This window comes from Bradyrhizobium ottawaense (assembly GCF_002278135.3).
Taxonomy (GTDB): Bacteria; Pseudomonadota; Alphaproteobacteria; order Rhizobiales; family Xanthobacteraceae; genus Bradyrhizobium; species Bradyrhizobium ottawaense.
Genome location: NZ_CP029425.2, coordinates 3,516,011 through 3,536,886 on the forward strand (window position 1 = coordinate 3,516,011; position 20,876 = coordinate 3,536,886).

The window sequence follows — 20,876 nt, forward strand, 5'->3', positions numbered from 1 at the left end:
ATCCCTCAGCGCTTCCGGATCACGAGGAAATGCGCCGGCTGTCCCCAAATGTTGATGAAGGCCGGATCCGACTGGGTGAGGGCGGCGACCGCAGACGCATCCCGTCGCCCGATTGCGCCAAAGATGCGATGGAAGCTGTCGAGCGTCGCAATGATGGCGTCGATGTCGGCGGCATCGTCGGCCAGAATGTCGGTGGTCCGGATCGTCTCGCGCAGCGACGCGAGGCCGGCGACCACGCGCGTCAGGCTCTCGCCGAAGGGATCGTCGATCATGCCATCGACGTCGAGCACCAGCGCCTCGATCGAGGCCGAGATCGCCTGCACGGCATCGGCCTTGCCGACCAGATAGAGCTTTCGTCCGCCGAGGAAGCTCAGCCGGCTGCGGTCGAGATGGCGTCTGGCGCGATGCAGCTTCTCGTCGCCGGCAAGGACTTTCTTGTGCCAGTAGATGTCGAGGCTGTCGCGGTAGGCGGGCCACGCCGAATGGACGTCGAAGCCCTGTTGATGCGCCGCCGCGCACAAGGTGGCCGCGTCGAGGAAGTAGCGATGCCGGACGAAAGGATTTTCCAGCACGTCCATCAGCCAGGATTCGAAGCTGCGGGTGTGCGGAATGCTGTCCCACTTCGCCTCGAACAGCATCTTTGCCGTGTCGAGCGGAGCGCGACCGCCCAATGCCTTGCCGGCCGCATGGATCGCCTTGAGCGCGAGCTCGAAGAAGCCGCCATAGCGCTCGTAATAGGACACGACGGCATAACCGTCCGGATTGAGCAGCCGATGGAAGATGCCGAGCCATTTTTCGCTCGGCTGCACCGTGTAGATGAAGCCCTCGGCATCGATGATGTCGAAGCGGCGCTCGCTGCGGAAGCCCTCGACGTCGGCGAGTGCGAGCTCGCGGAGACGTTGGGTCAGGCCGAAATGTGCAAAGTAGGCCTGGATTTTCGGGTGTGCATGCCGGTTCGGCTCGGCGAGCGTCATGTTCGCGCCCCAACCGGCAAACACCAGGGCGTTCTCGCCGGAATCGGGACCGAATTCGAGCACATCGGCATCGCGGAACAGCCGCGGCGGCAGCACCAGCTTGTCCGAGAACAGCTCGCGCCGCTGGCTGGCGTAGGCCTCGAGCTCGGTGGACGATTTGAAATTCCCGAACGTCGGCAGAACATCCTGACGTTCGTAATAGTTGAAGAGCTTGTACTCAGCCATGCCGCGACCTTAGCGCCGCCTCGAGACGATCGAGCTCGCTCCAGATGTCGTTCGGCGCGAAGATCGCAACGATCTCGAGCGGACGCTTCACGCTCTCGCGCAGCCGGCTGCTGACCTTGGCCTCGTTCTCCTCGTTCACGGCGAGAAGACAGACGAGCGGCGCCGACTTGGCGGCGAGATCCTCGGGCGAACGGATCGGAATGCCGGTGCCGGGCAGGAACAGCCCCTGGCGCTCCTTCTGGTCGTCGACCGAGAGGTCGACGAGATTCGCAAGCTCGTGGGCGTTGGTGAAGGTGCAGGCGCGGCAGCCGGCACCGTAGATGGCGATCTCGGCGCCGTTGGCGCGGGCTTTTTCGAGAATCGGGCGGAGACGCGCGCCATACTCTCTCGCACGCTGACCGAATTTCTCGCCAACGCCGGACGGCGCGGGCGGCGCCGTCACGGCGCCCTTGGCACGGCGGGCTGCGATCGCGAGGCTTCCGCCGCTGAAATTGTATTTCTTCACGGACACCGCCTCGAAGCCGTGGCGCGCCAGCAGCGCGAGCAGGGTCGGTTCGGTGAAATAGCTGACGTGCTCCTCCCAGAGGACGGAGAGGTCTCCCTCCGCTGACCCCGGGGCGAAATCAGGCACGTCGATGAACAGCAAACCGTCGTCGCTGAGCGCGATCTTGACGCAGTCGAAGAAGTTCTCGAAATCGACGATGTGCTCTAGCACCTGGCGCGATATGACGAGGTCGAACTTGCCGGACTGAGCGACAGCATCGTGGGCCATCGCCGGGCTGAGCATGTCGGCATAGACCTTGATGCCGCGCTCGCGGGCGATCTTGCCCGACACCGGATTGGGCTCGACGCCGACCATGACCTTGGTGCCGCGCTCGCGCAGCTTGTCCATGAACAGCCCGTCGTTGCATCCGATCTCGAACACGGACTGGTGCTTGGAGAATTTCGCGATGGTGTCGAGCTCGTCCGCCTGATGCGGCTCCGGCTTCCAGCTGCTGAAATTGTAGTTGAACTGCCGGTACAGAATATCTGGATCGATCGGCTTGACGATCTGGGGCAGGCCGCAATCGCCGCAGGCCAGCACCTCGAACGGAAAGCGTTCATCCTGCTCGTTTCGGCTGCGCCGAAGCCGATGCGCAATCGGCATCAGTCCGAGGTCGATGACCGGACGCAGGTTGGTCGAATGGCAAAGGCGGCAATGGTCAGTCACGGCTTTAACTCTTTGCAGGAGCAGGTCTGGAATCGGCGTTCCGAGCCATTACGGCCCGCGGCTGGCAGCCATTGTACGGCTATATAGGGCCACAGCGTGCACCTCAATTGATAAGTTGAGATCCCCCACGCTGTCCGCCGGCATCTTATCCGATCGTCGGACTCGCGAAAAACAGAGCCGATTCGGCAGGATTTTGCAGTGACTATTCAGGTTGGGGTCCGGCTTCGCGCGAAGCCTCTTTGCCGCGCCGCGGTGGAGGCGGAAGCGCGCGGCCGCTCACTTTTCGGTAGAGTCTTGCCGCGACCGCCACGCCGCAAGCGTTGCGATACCATCCCAATAGTCTTTGCCTGGACCGGTCACGCGGCTGCGGTTCCGTAGCGCGGTGATCGCGGCAACCTGTTCGTCGCTGATTGGCGCTCCCAAGCCCTTCCATGTCAGCAAGATGTAATCAGCTCCGACGTGGAGGACGTCCAGATTGCGCGGCATGCTGTCTGAATCAAAAAGCGGGCTTTGCCCATGCGCCCAGAAATCCAGCCGGTCGCTCTCTATGTAAAAGGCATTCACATTGTGGCGGCGTAGCGCGGCAATGCTGATTGGGGCGGGCCCAAGCAGGACGTCTCCATAATCGGGCAGAAACACCGGATGCAAGGTATCCACGACCCGGCCAGATGGCAGGAGAGGGGACTCGGCGCAGGTCGGCAGAAAACGCAAAGCGGAATTGACGGGGAGGATGTGCCAATCAGCAGGGACGTGACTTGAAACCTCCCGACAGCGGCGTGGATCGAGGTCGTCAAAGGACGGGGAGGTGCCAACCAGGCCGATGCGACCGGTGACAAACGCCAAGGCGCCCTGCATGCGCACGCGCGTTATCTCGCCCTGCGACCTCGCAACCACAGTCGCGACAAGGGCCGCCAAAGCGATCGTCACCATCGCAGAAGGCAGAGAGACGAGGCGAAGTTGCAACTGACGCCGCCGAAAGAGATCGGCGAGCGGCACGATGATTGAAATGGCAATGAGCGGAGTTGCGACCGATCGGAAGGCCAGCATGCGCTCCAGACTTCCATGTGAGGTGAGTGTGATCAGGCTGATGACAGCGAGCAGGCAGAGAGCGAGACCTACGACGAATGGGCCATTTCCTTGCGGGCGCCGTACTCTGAGCACGGCTGCGCACGCGACAATGAAAGCCGGGTATGTCCAGAAGTTCGTGCCAAAGAATAGGCTCCAGAGCACCTCCCGCAGGCGGCCGAAAGCAGCCACGATGTCGCGCATCGAGAATCCTGCATATTTGATGCCCTGCGCGTTGTTTACGTAGACCATGAGCTCGAGGCTCGAGATTTGACGAAAGCGCTCCACGTTGATGAGCGGCATGAACACGCCGATCGGATTGACCTCGGCGATGCCGAGATAGATCTGGTTGACCAGAAGGCTGAGAGCCGCTGTGCCAAGACCGATTGCGGCCACTCCGAGTGGCCGCACGATGCCGCGCGGGCCATGAGCGAACCAGCCGGCGCCCGCTCCCGCCATCAAGAAGGCCGTGGCGATGATCGCCGCCTGGGGGACCATGATGGCGATGGACATCACGGTTGGCACCAAGGCGCGGAAGATCACGCGGGCCTTGGTGGTGGCATAGAGCGGCCCTGCCCAACAGACGAACAGGAGGAAGGCGCCGGTCTCATAGTGAAAGCGCCCCGTCTCCAATCCGATGAAGCTCGACCACATTGCGATCAGGGCCGCGCATCCCGGCAGTATCCAGCCCGTTGTCAGCCGCACCGCCATGCGATGGACCAGAGCCGCGATGGACAGCAAGTAGACGACCGAGAGGATTTGATGAGCCGTCGGACCACCGAAGCTCACGAGCAACATGTCGGCCCCGTGGCCGCGGCCGAGCAAGAACCAGAACAGCTTTGGCTGTTCGGGGTCGAGCCAGAGGGTGTGGCGGTTCTGCAGGTCAGCGAGGAGCGGAAGATAAAGTTGCGGGATATCACCGCGCGTCGCGTCGAGCACGACGCCCTTCACCAGCAGAAGCACGACGGCCGACAAACCGATTAGTCCAACCAGCAGCCACTTCGCAGCCGTAGATGGTATCCAACGGCCACGGGATGGACGCGCAAGGTGCCAGGCGATAATGCCCGTCAAGAATGGGATGGTGATCCACGGGAAGAGCAATCCCGCCGCACCGAGGCAAACGCCAATCAAGACGCACAGAGCAGCGCCGCCGAAGAACTGCAGCACGAGCAAATCCGCGGCGTCGAGGTCGTTGCCTTCGTCGAGGCGGTTGACGAGCAGGGCCCCCATTCCGACAAACGCGATAGCCACGTAGGGAGCGAGGACAGCGAGACACAAGCTGTTCCAGGCGACCAAGGGGCCGCCGCTGAAGAACTGGACCTCGGGAGGAACCTTGATCAGTAGGCCTAAGGCCGCGATGAGGAATGGAGCCGTCATCAAGCCGGCGCGCGCGCTTGTTCGCCAGCCTCCCCAAGACCAGCGTTTACCGGAATGCATGTAGATGTCTCCGCGGAGGATCGCTTTCCGCCGTCAAATCAGCAACCCTCAGCGGCATTTGGACAACTGATCGAGAATCGCGAGGTCTCTTGGCTTGCCGTCTGGTGGCAACTGGTGCCTCACCACCTCAAAGGGCTCGACACCGTAAGCCATTCGATAAATATCCTTCGATCTCGTCCTCAGCGTCGAGATTGCCGCTGCCGTTTCCGGAGTCAATGGCTGATCACCAGCCCGCCACGTCAATAGCCAGTAATGCGGAGTCTCGGCGCGAACCGCAAAACGTCTCGCCAGTTCTTCTTTCTGGAAGAGGTCTGAGAACCCATTCAGCCAAAAATCGCAATTCTCCCTCTGGACGTAGAAAAGATTCACCCCCAACGCGCGAAGCGTGGCTTGCGCCGTATCGGCAGTCCCCAGCGCGACCTTCTTGAAATCGCGCGCGACATCGCTCTGATAGGTATGAATGACCTTGCCTCGCGTGAGGAGCGGCGAGAAATAGCATGGCACCAACGCGCGATAGCCGTTGAGAGGCAGAATGCGCTCAGACCCCGTCGATTGCTGCAGTTCGTCACAGCGCTGCCAGTCCAGGCTGACACGGGGCAACTGGCGAAGGGGGCGCCCGGTCACAAAAGCGACGGTCCCGTCGTCCCTGAAGCTCTGCCAGGGATAGGAAAGGGTTGTCCAGGCGCAGGTGATCAGGAGCGCCAGAAGGGCCACATGAGGCGCGTAGCGCCCGGGGGACCAGGTTGAGGCCAACCGCCGCACGACAACCAGCGCCCAACAGGTGATGGCCACGGTCGCCAGCGGGAATAGCGCGGTGACATGAACGGATAGCCTGATCAGGCTCGGAATATTCAGCGTCATATCCAGAAGTCGGACGCTGGCTACGTAGGCGATGATGATCAAGAGCCCCGCAGCATTGAACGACATTCGCGACTTCGAGGCGCCGGAGCGATCCGGAAACAGCTTCGAGTCGATGTAAGCCACGGTGCAAGTTGCCGCCGCGAGAGCAATGGCAACGAGGAGAACGGACCTGACCTGCTTGAAGAAGGCGAACAACCCCGCCTTGCTGAGGAAGTCGCTGACCTCCAGCGACTGCGCCAGCACGAAATAGTCGAGAATATCGAGGCTTCCGAATTGTGAGAAACGCTCGACCGATGCGGCGCCCCGGAACAGCGAATACGGGTTGGTGGCCGGGATTCCGAGGTAGAGATAATTGACGGAGAAGGCCAACATGCACCCGGCGATCGCTCCGCCCCCGAGCAGCACGCCGGTCATGACGCCGGACAGGTCGCGCTGAAGCGCCTTGGTGAGCACTCCCAACGCCGAGATCAAAAAGACGAACGCGGCGTAGAGCGGATAGGAAGCCGCGACTGCAAAGGCGCAAATGCCGGCGGCGAGCCTGTCTCGACTTTGGGAAGAGCGGATGACGACCAGCAGGAAATAGACGAAGAATGCCGCTGTCTGAAGGTGGTACTTTCCAAACTCCATGATGTGGAGGCCGGGTGTAACGGTCGGCACCGTCCTCGGCCAAGCAAGCCCGAGAATTGCCAGGCCGAGTGCGATCGGGATCGCAGCCTCTTCGCACCGGCGTCCGAAAGCCTGGAATGGAAGAACGAGGCGGGCGAGTTCGAAAATGACAGCGCCGATCCCGACGAAATAGAGAAACGAAATGATCTGGGCGACGTGGGGCGGCAGGAACGTCGCCAGCAACAGGTGCAGCCCGTTTCCGTGACCGATCTCGAAGTCGGAGAAGATGGGATTGTCGGCCGCAAGCCAGATGCTGTGATTTCTCGCGACCTCCGCCAGATACGGGGCGTAGAGCTGTTGAACGTCGGTCGAAATGACATCGGGTATGATGGCGCGGTCGAGGAACACCGTCGCCAGAAGCCAAAGACCCAGCAGCGATGTTGCGATCAGCGGCAAAGTCACCGCGAGCTTCCGCGGCTTCCGAAAGCTGCGGCTGTCCCACAGCAGAACCGCGATCGCCAATCCGAGAACGATTTGTGGGTACAGGATGGAAAGAGCGCCTAGCCCAAATCCCGTCAAGACGAGCGTGGCCGCGCCGACGAAGAACTCGTCGACGCGCTGAGTGGGTTCGTGCCTGATGAGCGAGAACGTCAGGCGGCCGGTCGCCATGATGAACCAGCCGAGATACGGCGTCAGGACGATCCAGGCGAGGACGTAAAATCGCGTTGTCCAGCCACCGTCAAATAGCAGCGTTCGATAAGTGCCGTCGCGGTTCAGGCACCACATGGAAAGAGCGGCCGGCGCGAAAATGAGCGCGCGCCACGACCATGTCTCGACGATGGTACGAAAACGCACCTCGGCAGATGTCATCGCATGGTCTTGTCCGGCGTTGCCCATGCTAGACCGGCGCTGCATCGGTTCGTTCGGCGATGGCCCGCGCCTCCTCAGGGCTGAAGCCGGTGCGCTCGGGCGCGATCAGCCATACCAGCCCGCCGAACAGCCCGACGATCAGGCCGCCAAGACCCAGCAGGACCGATATCGCGAGCGCCTTGTCGGATGCGATCCCGGCGAGGCCAAGCGCAGCGACCATCGCGCCTTCGCGCACGCCCCAGCCTCCGATCGAGATGGGGACCGCGGAAGACAGGATGACGAGCGGGACCAGCACGAAGGCGTCAAGTGCGGTGAGGGGCGCCTCCAGTCCGATCGCGAGGACATAGCAGGTCGCAACGGTGATCAGGTGGACGATAATGGCTGATACGATCAACATTGCCCGCCCTCCGGCCCCCAGCAACGGAGCCCTGACCAGCATCGCGAATTGCACGATCCTGGCCGGCACGGCCGCGATCAGGCGCGGCGGCCACCGGTCCAGCGTCGCCAGGGCGATTGCGCCGAGGCATGCAGCCGCCAGAACGGTCACGATCGCGAAAAGGAGTGAGTTGTCGTGGACACGAGGCAGCAGGAACGGCATTCCCGCCAGGACGATGAGACCGAGCGCCAGCAGCGCCAGGAAGCGATCGGCCACGATGCTGCCGATCGTCTGCGACCATTGCACGCCATTCCGCCGCAGCATCCAGATCCGGACCGCGTCACCGCCCGCGGGTAGCACCTGATTGAAAAAGGTGCTGATGATCAGAATGCGCCAGCCGGCCAGCCATCTCAGGGGCACGCTCATGGCGCGGAGGATCAGGATCCAGCGGTGGCAGAGAATGAAGGTCTGGGCGAACAGCAGCAACACAGCAAGCGCCAGCATGTTCAAGTTGACGGCGAGAAGATCGGCTTTCAGGGACGACAAGTCCTGGCTGCGCAAGAGCAATACCAGGATCCCGATCGACACCGCGAACTTGACCAGGGTAACCAGTGCTTTTGCAGGCGGCTTCATCGTCTGGTTTCGTCCTCGATCATTCACGGCGGGATCGTCGAGCAGCGATAGGGGTCGAAATTTACCGTCTCGCCAGATGCTCCACGGCGAGCGCACCAATCCGCGTGACGTAGTCGTGGACCTCGGCAGCGTCGCCGCCATCCGGGGCCCAGTCGGGAAATGCCGTGCGTGAGGGATCGAACGGGCCGGCGGTGGTTTCGTGGAACACCAGCCATTCCGAGGTGATCAGGATCGAGTGGAAGACCTTTTCGGGCATCCGGTAATAGCAGCGCTTGCCCTGGCCGTAGGGCGCCATCTCGAGGACGTCGCGAATGCGGCCGTCATCCTCGAAGATCACGACCTGCGCAGTGCCCTCGATCACGTGAAACGATTCAGGTTTGCCAAAATGCTTGTGGGGCCGGACATAGGCCTCGCGATGATGCACGATCAGCATCTCGTGCAGGCTGGACGCGGGATCGGGGTGCGTGCACAGCCGGCTGCGCAGACGCGGGTTGCCGGCGGCGATGCGTTTCAGCTCGACGATCGTGGCGTCATCCGCCGTGACGATGGCGTCGTCCGAATAATACACTTCCGGATTTTGCGCGCGTAGCGACGTCGGCCGGCGCAGGCCGGCTTCATTCGAAGAAGATGAACCCATGGTCGCCCCGATAGCCGCATTTGTCGTAGATCCACGCCCAGGTTTCCGGGCCGTGGAAGCTCAGGCAGGTGAGCTGCCAGTAGAGGAGGTTCGCCTTCTCGCGCTCGTTGCGGAACGATTCCACCATCAGATATTTCGAGGTGCCGCGCCCGACGCGCTCGATCTCCGACACCGCGCGGAACACGTCCTCGAGCGGAAGGTTGTGCAGCACGCCGAGCGACACCACGAGGTCGAAGCTGTGATCGGGGTAGGGGAGCTCGACGGCGCTGCCGACCTTCAGCAGCGGCCGCACCTCCTCCTTGGCGTTGGCGATGCCGTAGTCGGAGATGTCGATGCCGGCGATCCTGAGGTCGGGGACAAGCTGGCTGAACTCGTAGAGCAGGTAGCCCTTGCCGCAGCCGACGTCGAGCACGCTCATGCCGGGCTTGATGCCGTAGCGATCGATCAGGGTCTGGGCGAGCGGGCGCCAGCGTCCGTCATAACGATAGCCGCCATAGCCGTAGCGCCGGTCGCCGTCCCAGTAGTCCTGCCCCCATTGCCGCGCGACGGTGGCGGATTCTGCCTTGTCGTGCTCGACCACGCGCTGAACGTAGTTCCGCCTGGTCGATGCGTGCATCGGTTGGAGCAGGTTGATCTCGCTCATGGGGCCCAACCGGTCCGCGGCATCGTCACAGGATGGTGGCGTATTTATTGACCAGCAGGATGTCCTCGACGGCCTGGATGTCCTTCTGCGACGACAGCGTGATCTCCTCGACGGCGGCGTGGAGGTCGCAGCCCTCGCGCAGCACGCGGTCGTAGATCTCCCGTCGCCGTGCCTCGTCGGGCGGCAGCATGAAGATGCTGTAGAGGATCAGGCCATTCAGGCGGGGCAACTCGTCCAGGATGTCCTCGAGCACCATGTAGCTGCCGGGCATGATGTGCTCGACGGCACTGAGCAGAAATTGCAGGTTCTTGCGCCGCGCGTAGTCGCGGATCACGATGTTCTGGACGTGCTGCGGGGTGCGGCTGCCGTTCAGCGGCCGCGCGCCGATATAGCCGCGATGGCCGGCTCGCTCAGCCATGGAAGCCCCCTGGGAGCTTGTATTGCATGCCGACCCGCGTCGCCGGGCGCAACAGGATCGGTTCGAAGAACTCGCCGAAGCGCTTATCCGCGTAGGGCGACATGATGCTCTTGAAGCGGCAGTTCATGCTCCAGCGCGTGCCGGGCTCCTCGTTGACGCGATTGCCGTGCATCAGGGTCTGGTTGAACAGCATCACGTGACCGTAGGGGATCTCGATGAAGGTCGCGTGCGGCTTGATCGTCTTGTACAGCTCCTCGGCGCTGCGCAGGCTTGCCATCCGGTCCTGCATATCGCCGTTCAGCGACGGCGGCAGCAGATACATCGCCTTGGTGTGGTGGACGTCCACCAGCGGCACCCACACCACGACCTCGAACGGCGAGTCGCCCGACCAGACATCGGAATGGGTGGCGAGCAGCGAGGAATCGTCGCCGGGCATCTGGATGCTGAGATTGACGCGGCGCTGCATGCAGAGCTCGTTGCCGACGATGGTCTCGATCGTCGAACGCGCCAGGCGGAAATAAGTCGGCCGGAACCACGGCTCGGCGTTGAGGCCGTTGAAGACGTGCAGCCGCAGGCCGTTGAGATCGTCCACGCTCACTCGTGTGTGGATGCTGTCCAGCATCGCATAGGGATCGTTGCTGTGCGGCAGCTTGAGATAATCGGCCGCCAGCTCGGCGGCGCGCCGCTGGATGCGGTCGAGGCCTGCACGATCGTCGGCAGGCGTGGTGACGAAGCCGTTGTCGATGAAGCGCTGCGCCAGCGCCTGCTCATCGGCCTGAAGGAAGTCCGTATCCGTCATGCAAAATACTCCCGGGCGGTCGCGCAGATATAGCTGATATCGGCGGCCGACAGGAACTGGTTGATGGGAAGCGTGAGGATCTGGTCTGCCTGCCGCTCGGTCACCGGGAACGCGCCGCGGCCTTGACCCAGATGCGCCGCCGCCGGCTGCAAATGGATCGGGACCGGATAATGGATCGCGGTCTCGATGCCCTTGTCGGCCAGATATTTCTGGAAGTCGTTGCGGCGGTCGGTCTGCACCACGAAGGTGTGGAAGGTGTTGAACTCGATGTTGCGGCAGGGCGGAATGAACAGAGGAAGCCCTGCGAGCTCGGCGCGGTATTGCGCGGCGTTGCGCCGCCGACGCTCGATCACGGAGGGCAGGTGACGCAGGCGAATGCGCAGCACCTCGGCCTGCAGCGTGTCGAGCCGTGATACGATGCCCCACTCCTGGACGTCACTGCGGTTGATGAGGCCGTGATTGCGCAGCCGGCGGATTCTTGCGGCGAGCTCGGCGTCGGCAGTGACGAGGAAGCCGGCATCGCCCGCGGCGTTGAGATTCTTCAAGGGGTGGGCGGAGAAGCAACCGAACGTGCCGATGGTGCCGCTCATCCGCCCGTCATAGGTCGAGCCGACCGCCTGGGCGCTGTCCTCGATCACGGCGAGCGCGTGCTTGTCCGCGATCGCCATCAGCGGGGTCATGTCGGCCATGCGCCCGGTCAGGTGTACCGGCATGATCGCCTTGGTGCGCGGCGTGACGGCCGCCTCGACCGCGGCCGGATCGATGTTCTGGTCCGGCAGCACGTCCGCAAAGACAGGCGTGGCGCCGACCGCGATGATCGCGGCGGTCGAGGCCACGAACGAATTCGGCGGGGTGATCACCTCGTCGCCGGGACCGATGTCGAGCGCCCGCAAGGCGAGGATCAGCGCGTCGGTGCCGGAATTCAGCGTCACGACATGGGGCGAGCCGAGATAGGCGGACAATTCCTCCTCGAGCTTTCCGACCGCCGCCCCGCCGATGAAATCGCCGCGCTGGAATACGCCTTCCACCGCCTGCATGATCTCGGTGCGCTCTTCCTCGAACTGGGCGGGAAGATTGACGTAACCGATGCGCCGGCGGCCGGTGTCAGCGTCCATGGCAGAACTTCCTGACGGTCTCGATGACGCGGTCCTGCTGTGCGCGCGTCAGATGCTGGTCGACGGGGAAGCTGATGACTTCCTTGGCGTGGCGATCGGTGACCGGGAAGGTGCCGGGCGCGTAGCCGAGATGCTTGAGGCCTTCCTGCTGATACAGCGGGATCGGATAGTGGATCTTGGCCTCGATGCCGTTGTCCAGGCAGTATTGGTAGAGCTCGTCGCGGCGTTCGGCGAACACCATGTAGAGATGGTAGACGTGCTTCACGTTGGGCCGGCGCGGCGGAACGCGCAGGCCGGGCAGGCCGGCAAGGCCCGCGTCGTAATAGGCCGCGTTCTCGATCCGGCGCCGCGTGATCTCGCTGGTCTGGCCGATCAGCCAGTTGCCGACGACGGCCTGCAGGGAATCGAGCCGCGAATTGCAGCCGAGGATCGCGATCTCGTCGCGGTTCTTCATGCCGTGGTTGCGGATCAGGCGGAGCTTCTCGTTCATGCCGTCGTCATTGGTGACGACGACGCCGGCATCGCCCCAGACGTTGAGGTTCTTGAGCGGATGCAGGGAGAAGCCGGCGGCGATGCCGTGGGTGCCGGAACGCTTGCCGGCGAACTCCGACAGGATGCCCTGGCAGGCGTCCTCGACGACGGGAAGGTTATGGCGCTGCGCGATGGCCATCAGCTTGCCCATGTCGGTGACCTCGCCGGTCAATTGAACCGGCATGATCGCCTTGGTCTTCTTGGTGATGGCGGCTTCGACCTGGTCGACGTTCATGCAGAAGGAATCGTCGCAGTCGACCAGCACCGGGGTGGCGCCGGTTTCCGCGATCGCGCCGACGGTGGCGATGAAGGTGTTGGCGGCGGTGATGACCTCGTCGCCATGGCCGATGCCGAGCGCCTTGAGCGGCAGCTTGAGTGCGTCGGTGCCTGATCCGACGCCGATGGCGTGACGCACGCCGATCAGTTCGGCAAAGCGCTTCTCGAATTCGGCGACGGGCTTGCCAAGGGTGAAGTCACCGGTCGCGACCAGCCGGCCGATCTCGGCCAGGATCGGGGCGGGGTCGGAGAATTGCTCGAGCAGATAGGAATATCGAACGTCGTACATGTGACCCGTCAGGTGGAATGGAGTTGAGGAGCGGAGGTGCGCGACGCCGCGAGCGCGTGCTCGATCGAGGTCGCAATGGCGTTGGGCGCGAGGCCGTGCTTCTTCAGCAGCGAGTCCTGCGAGCCGTAATTGTGCATGAAGCGGTCCGGCAGCGACAGCCGCAGCATCGCGGGCAGGCCGGAGCCGAGCTTGTCGATCAGCGTCTCCGCAACCGCACTGCCGAGGCCGCCGGAGGGCACGTGCTCCTCCAGCGTTGCCACGAGCTTGATGCCGCGGATCGCTTGCAGCAGCGCTTCGGTGTCGAGCGGCTTCACCGTATGCATATGCAGGATGCCGGCGCGAATGCCTTGCGCGGCCAGCAGGTCGGCTGCGGCGATGGCGCGCTGGAGCATGACGCCGGTGGTCACCATGAGGACGTCGCCCGGCGGGCGCATCAGGATGGCCTTGCCGATCTCGAAGCCGTGCTCGGCCTTCGAGACGATGGCATCACCGCCCTTGCCGAGCCGGATGTAGATCGGTCCGGTCCAGTCGAGCGTCTTGTCCATCATGCGCGCGGCCTCGTCGGCGTCGCATGGGCAGACCACCGTCATGTTCGGCAGCGCCCTCATGATGGCGATGTCCTCGATCGCCTGGTGGGTGGGGCCGAGCGGCGCGTAGACGAGCCCGCCGCCATTGGCGATCAGCCGCACCGGCAGATTGTGCAAACAGAGATCGACGGCCACCTGCTCGTAGCAGCGGCGGGTGAGGAAGGTCGCGATGGTATTGACGTAAGGCACGAAGCCTTCCATCGCGAGGCCGGCCGACATGCCGATGATGTGCGCTTCCGAAATGCCCTCGATCAGATGGCGCTTGGGAAACTCCTTGCTCATCGCACGCAGCGTGCCGGCGCCGGGATCGGAGCCGATGTAAAGCACACGCTCGTCGCGCGCGGCGAGCTTGTGGACCATGTTCATCGCGGTGTTGCGCATGGGGAGCCGATCAAAAATCGCCGACGGCGACGCGGATGGCGTCGAGCTCACTGTCGGACAGCTTGTTCTTGTGATGCCAATCGGCGTTGGATTCTGCGGGCGGCAGACCCTTGCCCTTGACGGTATGGCAGATGATCGCGGTGGGCTTGCCCGGTACGGCCGGGACCTGCTTCAGGACGGTGCGCAGGGCGCCGACGTCGTGGCCGTTGAGCTCCTGCACGGCAAAGCCGAAGCTGCGCCATTTGTCCGCGAGCGGCTCCAGCGGCAGCACGTAGTCGGTGGGGCCGTAGCTCTGAAGCTTGTTGTAGTCGATCATCGCGACCAGCTTGTCGAGCCCGTGCTTGGCCGCGCCCATGGCGGCCTCCCACACCGATCCTTCGTTGATCTCGCCGTCGCCGAGCAGCACGAAGGTCCGGTAATTGCGCTCGCGCATGCGGGCGGCGAGCGCAAGGCCGACGCCGATCGACAGGCCGTGTCCGAGCGCGCCGGTCGACGCCTCGACACCCGGCACCATGCCGTATTCGGGATGTCCGCCCAAGATACTGTCGGAGCCGCAAAAGCCGTCGAGCTCCGACAGCGGGAAGAAGCCGCGATCGGCGAGCAGCGCGTAGAGCGCCAGGCACCCGTGCCCCTTGCTGAGGATCGCGCGGTCGCGTTCCGGATCGCGCGGGTTGTTCGGATCGATCCGCAGGATGTCGTCGTAGAGCACGCGGACCATTTCGATCAGCGACAGGGCCGGACCGACATGGCCGCGTCCTGCGGAGCGAACAGAACCAAGGACCAGGCGGCGCAAATAGAGACTGCGCTCGTCCAGCGTGCAGGTGAGGGCGGCTTCAGCGTGGGGTGAGATCTGGATCACGTTGGCAAATCGTTTGATGAAGCCGGCGTGCTTTGTCGAGCTGACCGGCAAGGCGGACCGTCAGATCGCCACCTTGCGCAGCCAAGGCGCGCCGGGAGCGGCTTTCGGGCAAATAGGCATTCAGGACAATCAGGCACCAGATCGCCCCGAACACAGGATACAGTACGTCACGGCGGATCGCAAACGCGTCATCCCTAGCCGCAAAGGCTTGCGTGAGGCGTTCGATGAGGCGATTCGCGCTTGTTGCGGGCAGATCGCTGCCGGGGTGGATCGCGGTATCGGACAGCAGTTTGACCGGATCGTCCCAGCCGAAATATTCGAAGTCGATGAAGCGCAGGCGGCCGTCTTCGCCGCGCAGCGCGTTGTGCAGTCCGAAATCGGACGGGCTCAATGCGCGATGCGCGGGCAGAAGATCCGCTGCGGGATCCCGCCCCAGTTCCGCATAACGTTGGCGGAGCCTTCGGATGGCGACGGCCGTGCTGGGAACCAGGCTGCGGTCGATGAACGTACGCAGCTCGGGGTGATCCTGCGACTCGCGCGTCAACCCGTCGAGGCGCTGCTCGTACTGGGCGATGGCTTCCTCGGGTGAAAAGATGCTGGCTGACGCATTGCGCAAGGTCTGCGCACCTTCGGCGTCGCGCAGCTTCTGCAATTCGATCAGGAAATCGGCCAGTTGGTCGGCATCGTCGTCCCGGGGACGCAGCACCGCCGCGTCACCGTCGAACCATTGATACAGCGCGCAGAACGCATCCGCGTCCTTTGCAATCGGCCGCGGCGTCGATGTAATCCCATGGCGCGACAGAAACGTCAGCGCGTCATATTCCTGTCCCAGCCGGTCGCGCCCGTCGGACGGATAATGCTTGAGGGCGAGGGGTGGACCCTCCGCCATCTCCAGCCGAAACACCCTGTTGTTGCCGCCGGACCGCGCCGGGTGGGCGGCCGCGACCGTTGCTCCGGCAAGGCGGCTGCCGATCGAGATCGCATCCGCTGCGCTGATGTCGGGCTCGCTCATGCCGCAAACACCTCGTCGCGGATGCCGGCCCATGTCGCGATCGGCGTGCAATGTTCGGGGTGCGGGGACTGCGAACGCGTGAACAGGATCGATCGCGTGTCCTTCGGGAAATGCGGCTGCTCGAAGACCTCCACGAGATCGTCGATGAAGATGTCCAGCTCCAGGCTCGCGAGCCTGTCGACCTTGGCTGCCATCGTGTCCTCGAAATAAACATCGCCGCTGGCCACTGCCGCCTCCGCAGCGTCGATGAGGCCGGCGCCACGCAGCCAGCCGCGTGCGGCCTCGCGCAGGTCGGTATGGTCGGGGTCCTGATGACCAAATCGGGTCTTGTGGCTGACGATGTACACCCTGGCGCCGGCCTGTCTGCACGCCGCGAGGAATTCGCGCACGCCCGGATAAATTTCGGCGCCGCCAATGCCCTTGCCGTAGACGAAGCCTTGCAGGCCTTGCCAGGCGAGCTCGCCACCCGTGCGGGATCGCAAGAGATCCCGCACATCGTTCTTCAGCCCCTCCCAGCCCTCCGGCACCAGGTCGCGCTGACGCGCCGCGGCGGCAAAGACCTTGTCGTAGCAGATGATCGTGTTGTCGAAATCGATGCCGATCCGCACGCCGCTCACTTCAGGCTGATGTTCTGCATCATCTTGATGTTGAAATACCGGGGATCGTTGAGCGAGTTCGGCAGGCGGCCGGACCTGAAGGCGTCCACGAGGCCGGACACGGCCTGCTCGATCGTGTGCGTCGGTGCAAATCCGAGTTCGCGGCGGATCTTCTCCGAGGAGACGTGGTAGGAGCGCAGATCGTCGGTCGGCTCGACGGCGACCTCGACGTTGTTTCCGACCACCGATTTGACGATGTCGGCGATCTTCATCAGCGAGTGGTTCTCGTAGCCGATATTGTAGGTCTTGCCGTCGATCTTCGCGTCATCCTGCTGCAGCAGGAACAGATAGGCCGCCGACATGTCCTCGATGTGCAGATTGGGCCGCTTCTGCGTTCCGCCGAACACGCGGATGCGGCCGGTGTTGACCGCGAGGTTGGTCAGGATGTTGACCACGACGTCGAGCCGCTGCCGCGGTGCATAGCCGCAGACGGTGGCGGGACGAACCGTGCAGGTGACGAAGCCGGCCGCGGCCTCTTCGGCGAGGTCGGTCTCGCACATCGCCTTGAACTTGGAGTAGTCCGTGAGCGGCTCGCAGGACAGTTCCTCGGTCACCTCGGCCTCGTCCTTGATGCCGTAGACGCTCGAGGAGGAGGCGTAGATGAAGCGCTTGATGCCGGCCTTCTTCGCGGCGCGCACCATCGGACGGAAGCAGTCGTAGTTGATGGACTTGCCGAGCCCCGGATCGAGCTCGAACGAGGGATCGTTGGAGATGCAGGCGAGGTGGATCACCGCATTGTTGCCGCGCAGGGCCTCGTTGATCGCGGCCTCATCGCGGATGTCGCCCTTGATCAGGCGAAGGTTCGGATTGTTGCGAACCGCGTCGAAGACGGATTCGCCATACATGAACAGGTCGAGCACCGTGACCTTGTGGCCCGCTGCCAGCAACTGGGGAACCAGCACGCTGCCGACATAGCCGGCGCCGCCGGTGACCATCACATTCCATTTCTGATCAATCACTGTCGTTCTCCAGATTTCCGGTTCGCGTTACTTCAACAACGCGGTGACGAATTTGACCAGCGGCGCCTTTTCGACCGAGTTGCGGTGACCGACGATGCCGACCTTGATCGCGCCTGCCGCGTTGCCGATGAAGGCGACGTCCTCGATATTGCCGCCGGCCGCCACCAGCGGCGCCGTGATCGTCAGGAAGGCATCGCCGGCGCCGACCGTGTCGACGACGGTCTTGGTGAAAGCGGGCACGCGCGCGACGCCGGTCTTCGACGAGAATGGGTAGCAGCCGAAGGAGCCGTGCGTGATGATCATGTTGTCGCAATCGATCTTGCCGTGCAGGCGATTCTCGATCACCGACGCGATGTCGCTGAACTTGTCGGTCGCGGCCAGCCGCGCTTCCGGCGCGTCGATGCAGACGTAATCGGCTCGCGGATATTTCGTGATCAGATTGTAGCCGTGGTTTCCGCTGTTGCTCTGGGCGTTGACCGCCAGGAACTTGGAGTTCGCGATGAGCGTGTCGATGGTGCTGGACGCGATCATGCCGTGACCGAAATCGGTGACGATCACCACGTCTCCGCCACGAACGCGCTCGGCGGTGATTCGGTCGATCTCCTTGCGCTCGGCCTCGTCGAGCGGCGTGTCGTCCATGGTGTAGACTTCGAAGAGCTTGTGCAGATAGCCCATCTCGACGTACCGCAATTTGCGGGTCGTCGGTCGGCCCTGAATGCGGATCGGCGTCAGCGTGACATTCGGGCGGACATGCGCGCGAATGAACTCCTCGGGGTAGTCGTTGCCGCCCAGCGTCGTGACGATCTCCACCGACTTGCAGAAGCTCGCCACGTGATTGGCCGCGGCAATGACGCCGCCGGCAAATTGCTCGCCATTCTTGAGCAGAGTGGCGACGATGTTCTCCTTCGAAGCCTTCCCGAGCGCCGTGACGTACTGGTATTCGTCGATGATGGTATCGCCGACCAGCACGACGTGCATGTCCTGGATCTTGTCGATCAGCTTCAGCAGGCGTTCGGCGCCGCCGCCTTCGCGTACCTTCTGGAGGTAGTCGCGCAGGGGGGGATCGTAGATGTCGAAATAGCGGTTCAGCAGCGACGACGAGCTGAAGGTGACGTCGCGCGTGAAGACGATCCGTCCGCCATGACGTTCGACGGCCTCGCGCTCGGTGGCGATCTTGCCGGTGACGTCATCCTCGGGATTCTCGTAGTCCGAGCCCTTCACGTAGGTGTCGGGGCGCACGGTATCGAGGACCGGCTCGGCGCTGGAGGTCCGGTTGATGCCGACCCAGTCGACCGTGCCGAGCGCGGCCAGCATCTCGGCGCGCATGTTCTCCGGAAAGATCGGCCGTCCCGGGCCCTTGTTGACGAAACGGTCGGCGGTAATGGTCACGATGACCACGTCGGCCTCGTTGCGCGCCGCCAGGATGTGCCGGACGTGGCCGAGATGCACCAGATCGAACACGCCGTGGCAGAGCGCGACGGTCAGGCCCTTGGCCTGCGCGGCGCGCGCAATCTCGCCCAGCTCCTCGATCGTCCTGATCTTGTCGTGCGGTGCCGGATGGCCGGTCGGCTTGTCTGTCGCAGCATTACCCATGTGGATTACCCAAAGCGCCGGCAGGTCTCAGATGGCCGGCCTGAAATGATCGACTCGCAGCAACGATATCCGGCGAGCCTGTTCAAGAGCTTGCCTTCTGCGGTGAGCCGTCGTCGTCACCGAGATATTTGAACCAGTCCTTGGTGGCGTCGGCGATCTTGTCGACCGTCCACAAGGGCGCGTCCTTGTACTGATCCATCGACTTCAGCATCGTCGCGACGCCGTCCTCGAATTTCACCTTCGGCGTCCAGTTCAGGACCCGTTTGATTTTGGTGATGTCGGCGTAGGTGCAATCGGGCTCGCCCGGACGCTTGGGAATATGAACCTTGTCGCCGCCGAGAAGCTCGACCAGCCGGTTGACGCTGTAGGTGTTGTCCGAGCCGACGTTGAATATTTCGTGCGAGATATCGGAGCGCGCGGCGGTGACGAAGGCGTCCGCGACGTCGCTGACGAAGGTGAAATCGCGCGTCTGCTCGCCGTCGCCGACCACCGTGAAGGGCTTTCCGGCAAGCTTCTGCGCCATGAAGACGCCGAACACGGCGCCGTAGGTGCCGGTGGTGCGATGGCGCGGCCCGTACACGTTGAACAGGCGCAGCGCGACCGCAGGCAGCTTGTAGACCTGGCACCAGTGCATGACGCACTGCTCGCCGAGATTCTTGGTAAGCGCGTAGGGATACATCGGCCGAATCTCGGCGCTCTCCGGCGTCGGATAGACGTCGGGAATGCCGTAACAGGACGACGAGGCGGCGTAGACGAAGCGCTTGACGCCCGCGTGCCGCGCCGCTTCGAGGACGTTGACCGTGCCGTCGACATTGGCGCGATGATACGGGATCGGGGACTCGATCGAGGGAACGATGTCGGCCAGCGCCGCCAGATGGAAGACCCAGTCGATACCGTGGAAATACGGCTTGATCGACTCGAGATCGGTGACGTCGGCCCGCACGACTTTCAACTGGCTCGAACCGGCGCGTGCGGCCAGATTTTCGGGGCGACCGATCACGAAATTATCGAGCGCGATGACCTCGTGGCCGTCGTCGAGGAGACGATCGACGAGGTGACTTCCAATGAAGCCGGCGCCGCCAGTAACGATGCATTTCATGAGGAACATCCGTGACGCGAATGCCCAGCGAAACAGGCCCGCCAATGTTGAGTGAAACCCGAAAGCCGACTACCAGCCGCTCGCCGACTTTGCAAGTATTATACCTTTGCAATCCTTGGTAATAGCCGGTATCACCCGGTCATGTTGCAATCGAGCCGCCAGCCCATGCCCGCCGTGTCCGTCGATCCCGATCACAAGGCTTTCCTTGACGATTACGTGGGGCGCCTCCACCGCGCGACGGCGATCGACGACGGCGCTTTCGCCGCAATCTCCGCCACCCGCGCCACATGGTTGCGCGCGCGCGAGCAGGGCGGCCGCGTCATCTTCATCGGTAATGGCGGCTCGGCCGGCATCGCTTCGCATCTGGCGATCGATCTGGCGAAGAACGCATCGGTGCCTGCGCTCTGCTTCAGCGACGCGAGCATGATGTCGTGCCTTGCCAACGATTACGGATTCGAGGACTGGATCGCGCACGCCGTGCGGCTGAGCGCACGTGCCGGCGACTGCCTCGTCGCGATCAGCTCCTCGGGGCGCTCGAAGAACATCCTCAACGCGGTTGCGCAGGCGCGGACGATGAAGCTCGACGTGATCACGCTGTCGGGCATGAATGCGGACAATCCGCTGCGCAATCTCGGCGACGTCAATTTCTTCGTCGATAGCCGCAGCTACAACATTGTCGAGACCACGCACCAGTTCTGGATGATGGCCGCGATCGACCTCGTGATCGGTCGCGCGGAATATCCGGCATCCTGAGGCGGGCATCCG

At 63.3% G+C, this 20,876-nt stretch carries 19 protein-coding genes; 1 reads left to right on the forward strand and 18 read right to left on the reverse strand.

Going from position 1 to position 20,876, the window contains the following annotated elements:
- Positions 1-5: 5 nt before the first annotated feature.
- The 18 genes from CIT37_RS16685 to CIT37_RS16770 all read right to left on the reverse strand — a co-directional run bounded on the left by CIT37_RS16685 (position 6) and on the right by CIT37_RS16770 (position 20,111).
- On the reverse strand, positions 6-1,199 hold the full coding sequence (locus CIT37_RS16685; RefSeq protein ID WP_095426215.1) for a class I SAM-dependent methyltransferase: 1,194 nt from the start codon (positions 1,197-1,199) through the stop codon (positions 6-8).
- Positions 1,192-2,409 carry a class I SAM-dependent methyltransferase gene (locus tag CIT37_RS16690; protein ID WP_038973050.1) on the reverse strand — a complete coding sequence of 406 codons (1,218 nt, stop codon included), beginning with the start codon at positions 2,407-2,409 and terminating at the stop codon, positions 1,192-1,194. The genes CIT37_RS16685 and CIT37_RS16690 overlap by 8 nt, the downstream gene beginning before the upstream one ends.
- A 276-nt stretch (positions 2,410-2,685) precedes the next feature.
- Positions 2,686-4,911, reverse strand: coding sequence for a hypothetical protein (locus CIT37_RS16695; RefSeq protein ID WP_109866599.1), 2,226 nt, complete (start codon positions 4,909-4,911; stop codon positions 2,686-2,688).
- Positions 4,912-4,959: 48 nt separating this feature from the next.
- Entirely contained in the window at positions 4,960-7,248 is a 2,289-nt protein-coding gene (locus CIT37_RS16700) for a hypothetical protein (RefSeq protein WP_095426286.1), read from the reverse strand.
- 28 nt (positions 7,249-7,276) lie between these two features.
- The gene (locus CIT37_RS16705; RefSeq protein WP_244611401.1) at positions 7,277-8,353 is read right to left on the reverse strand and encodes a lysylphosphatidylglycerol synthase transmembrane domain-containing protein; all 1,077 of its coding nucleotides are present in this window, start codon (positions 8,351-8,353) and stop codon (positions 7,277-7,279) included.
- Positions 8,319-8,894, reverse strand: coding sequence for a WbuC family cupin fold metalloprotein (locus CIT37_RS16710; RefSeq protein WP_095426218.1), 576 nt, complete (start codon positions 8,892-8,894; stop codon positions 8,319-8,321). The genes CIT37_RS16705 and CIT37_RS16710 overlap by 35 nt, the downstream gene beginning before the upstream one ends.
- A complete protein-coding gene (locus CIT37_RS16715; protein ID WP_028141029.1) occupies positions 8,872-9,537 on the reverse strand; it encodes a class I SAM-dependent methyltransferase in 666 nt (221 codons plus the stop codon). Before CIT37_RS16715 ends, CIT37_RS16710 begins: the two co-directional genes overlap by 23 nt.
- A 25-nt stretch (positions 9,538-9,562) precedes the next feature.
- Positions 9,563-9,955: an LIC12192 family sporadic carbohydrate cluster protein gene (locus tag CIT37_RS16720; protein WP_018322238.1), complete on the reverse strand. Its 393-nt coding sequence runs from the start codon at positions 9,953-9,955 to the stop codon at positions 9,563-9,565.
- The gene (locus CIT37_RS16725) at positions 9,948-10,754 is read right to left on the reverse strand and encodes a sporadic carbohydrate cluster 2OG-Fe(II) oxygenase (protein WP_018322239.1); all 807 of its coding nucleotides are present in this window, start codon (positions 10,752-10,754) and stop codon (positions 9,948-9,950) included. The genes CIT37_RS16720 and CIT37_RS16725 overlap by 8 nt, the downstream gene beginning before the upstream one ends.
- Complete coding sequence (locus CIT37_RS16730) at positions 10,751-11,869, reverse strand: DegT/DnrJ/EryC1/StrS family aminotransferase (RefSeq protein ID WP_095426219.1); 1,119 nt, start codon at positions 11,867-11,869, stop codon at positions 10,751-10,753. The genes CIT37_RS16725 and CIT37_RS16730 overlap by 4 nt, the downstream gene beginning before the upstream one ends.
- Positions 11,859-12,965: a DegT/DnrJ/EryC1/StrS family aminotransferase gene (locus CIT37_RS16735; protein WP_028141025.1), complete on the reverse strand. Its 1,107-nt coding sequence runs from the start codon at positions 12,963-12,965 to the stop codon at positions 11,859-11,861. Before CIT37_RS16735 ends, CIT37_RS16730 begins: the two co-directional genes overlap by 11 nt.
- An 8-nt stretch (positions 12,966-12,973) precedes the next feature.
- Positions 12,974-13,933, reverse strand: coding sequence for a transketolase family protein (locus CIT37_RS16740; RefSeq protein ID WP_095426220.1), 960 nt, complete (start codon positions 13,931-13,933; stop codon positions 12,974-12,976).
- A gap of 10 nt (positions 13,934-13,943) precedes the next feature.
- On the reverse strand, positions 13,944-14,792 hold the full coding sequence (locus tag CIT37_RS16745) for a transketolase (RefSeq protein WP_095426221.1): 849 nt from the start codon (positions 14,790-14,792) through the stop codon (positions 13,944-13,946).
- The gene (locus CIT37_RS16750; protein ID WP_161966419.1) at positions 14,767-15,804 is read right to left on the reverse strand and encodes an aminoglycoside phosphotransferase family protein; all 1,038 of its coding nucleotides are present in this window, start codon (positions 15,802-15,804) and stop codon (positions 14,767-14,769) included. Before CIT37_RS16750 ends, CIT37_RS16745 begins: the two co-directional genes overlap by 26 nt.
- The gene (locus tag CIT37_RS16755) at positions 15,801-16,412 is read right to left on the reverse strand and encodes an HAD family hydrolase (protein ID WP_240536481.1); all 612 of its coding nucleotides are present in this window, start codon (positions 16,410-16,412) and stop codon (positions 15,801-15,803) included. Before CIT37_RS16755 ends, CIT37_RS16750 begins: the two co-directional genes overlap by 4 nt.
- A 5-nt stretch (positions 16,413-16,417) precedes the next feature.
- Positions 16,418-17,419 carry an NAD-dependent epimerase/dehydratase family protein gene (locus CIT37_RS16760; protein WP_028141020.1) on the reverse strand — a complete coding sequence of 334 codons (1,002 nt, stop codon included), beginning with the start codon at positions 17,417-17,419 and terminating at the stop codon, positions 16,418-16,420.
- A gap of 27 nt (positions 17,420-17,446) precedes the next feature.
- A complete protein-coding gene (locus CIT37_RS16765; RefSeq protein ID WP_028141019.1) occupies positions 17,447-19,012 on the reverse strand; it encodes a PfkB family carbohydrate kinase in 1,566 nt (521 codons plus the stop codon).
- 82 nt (positions 19,013-19,094) lie between these two features.
- Positions 19,095-20,111: an SDR family oxidoreductase gene (locus CIT37_RS16770; RefSeq protein WP_095426287.1), complete on the reverse strand. Its 1,017-nt coding sequence runs from the start codon at positions 20,109-20,111 to the stop codon at positions 19,095-19,097.
- 165 nt (positions 20,112-20,276) lie between these two features.
- Here CIT37_RS16770 and CIT37_RS16775 point away from each other — a divergent pair, with 165 nt between their 5' ends.
- A complete protein-coding gene (locus CIT37_RS16775; protein ID WP_240536482.1) occupies positions 20,277-20,864 on the forward strand; it encodes an SIS domain-containing protein in 588 nt (195 codons plus the stop codon).
- Positions 20,865-20,876: the final 12 nt, after the last annotated feature.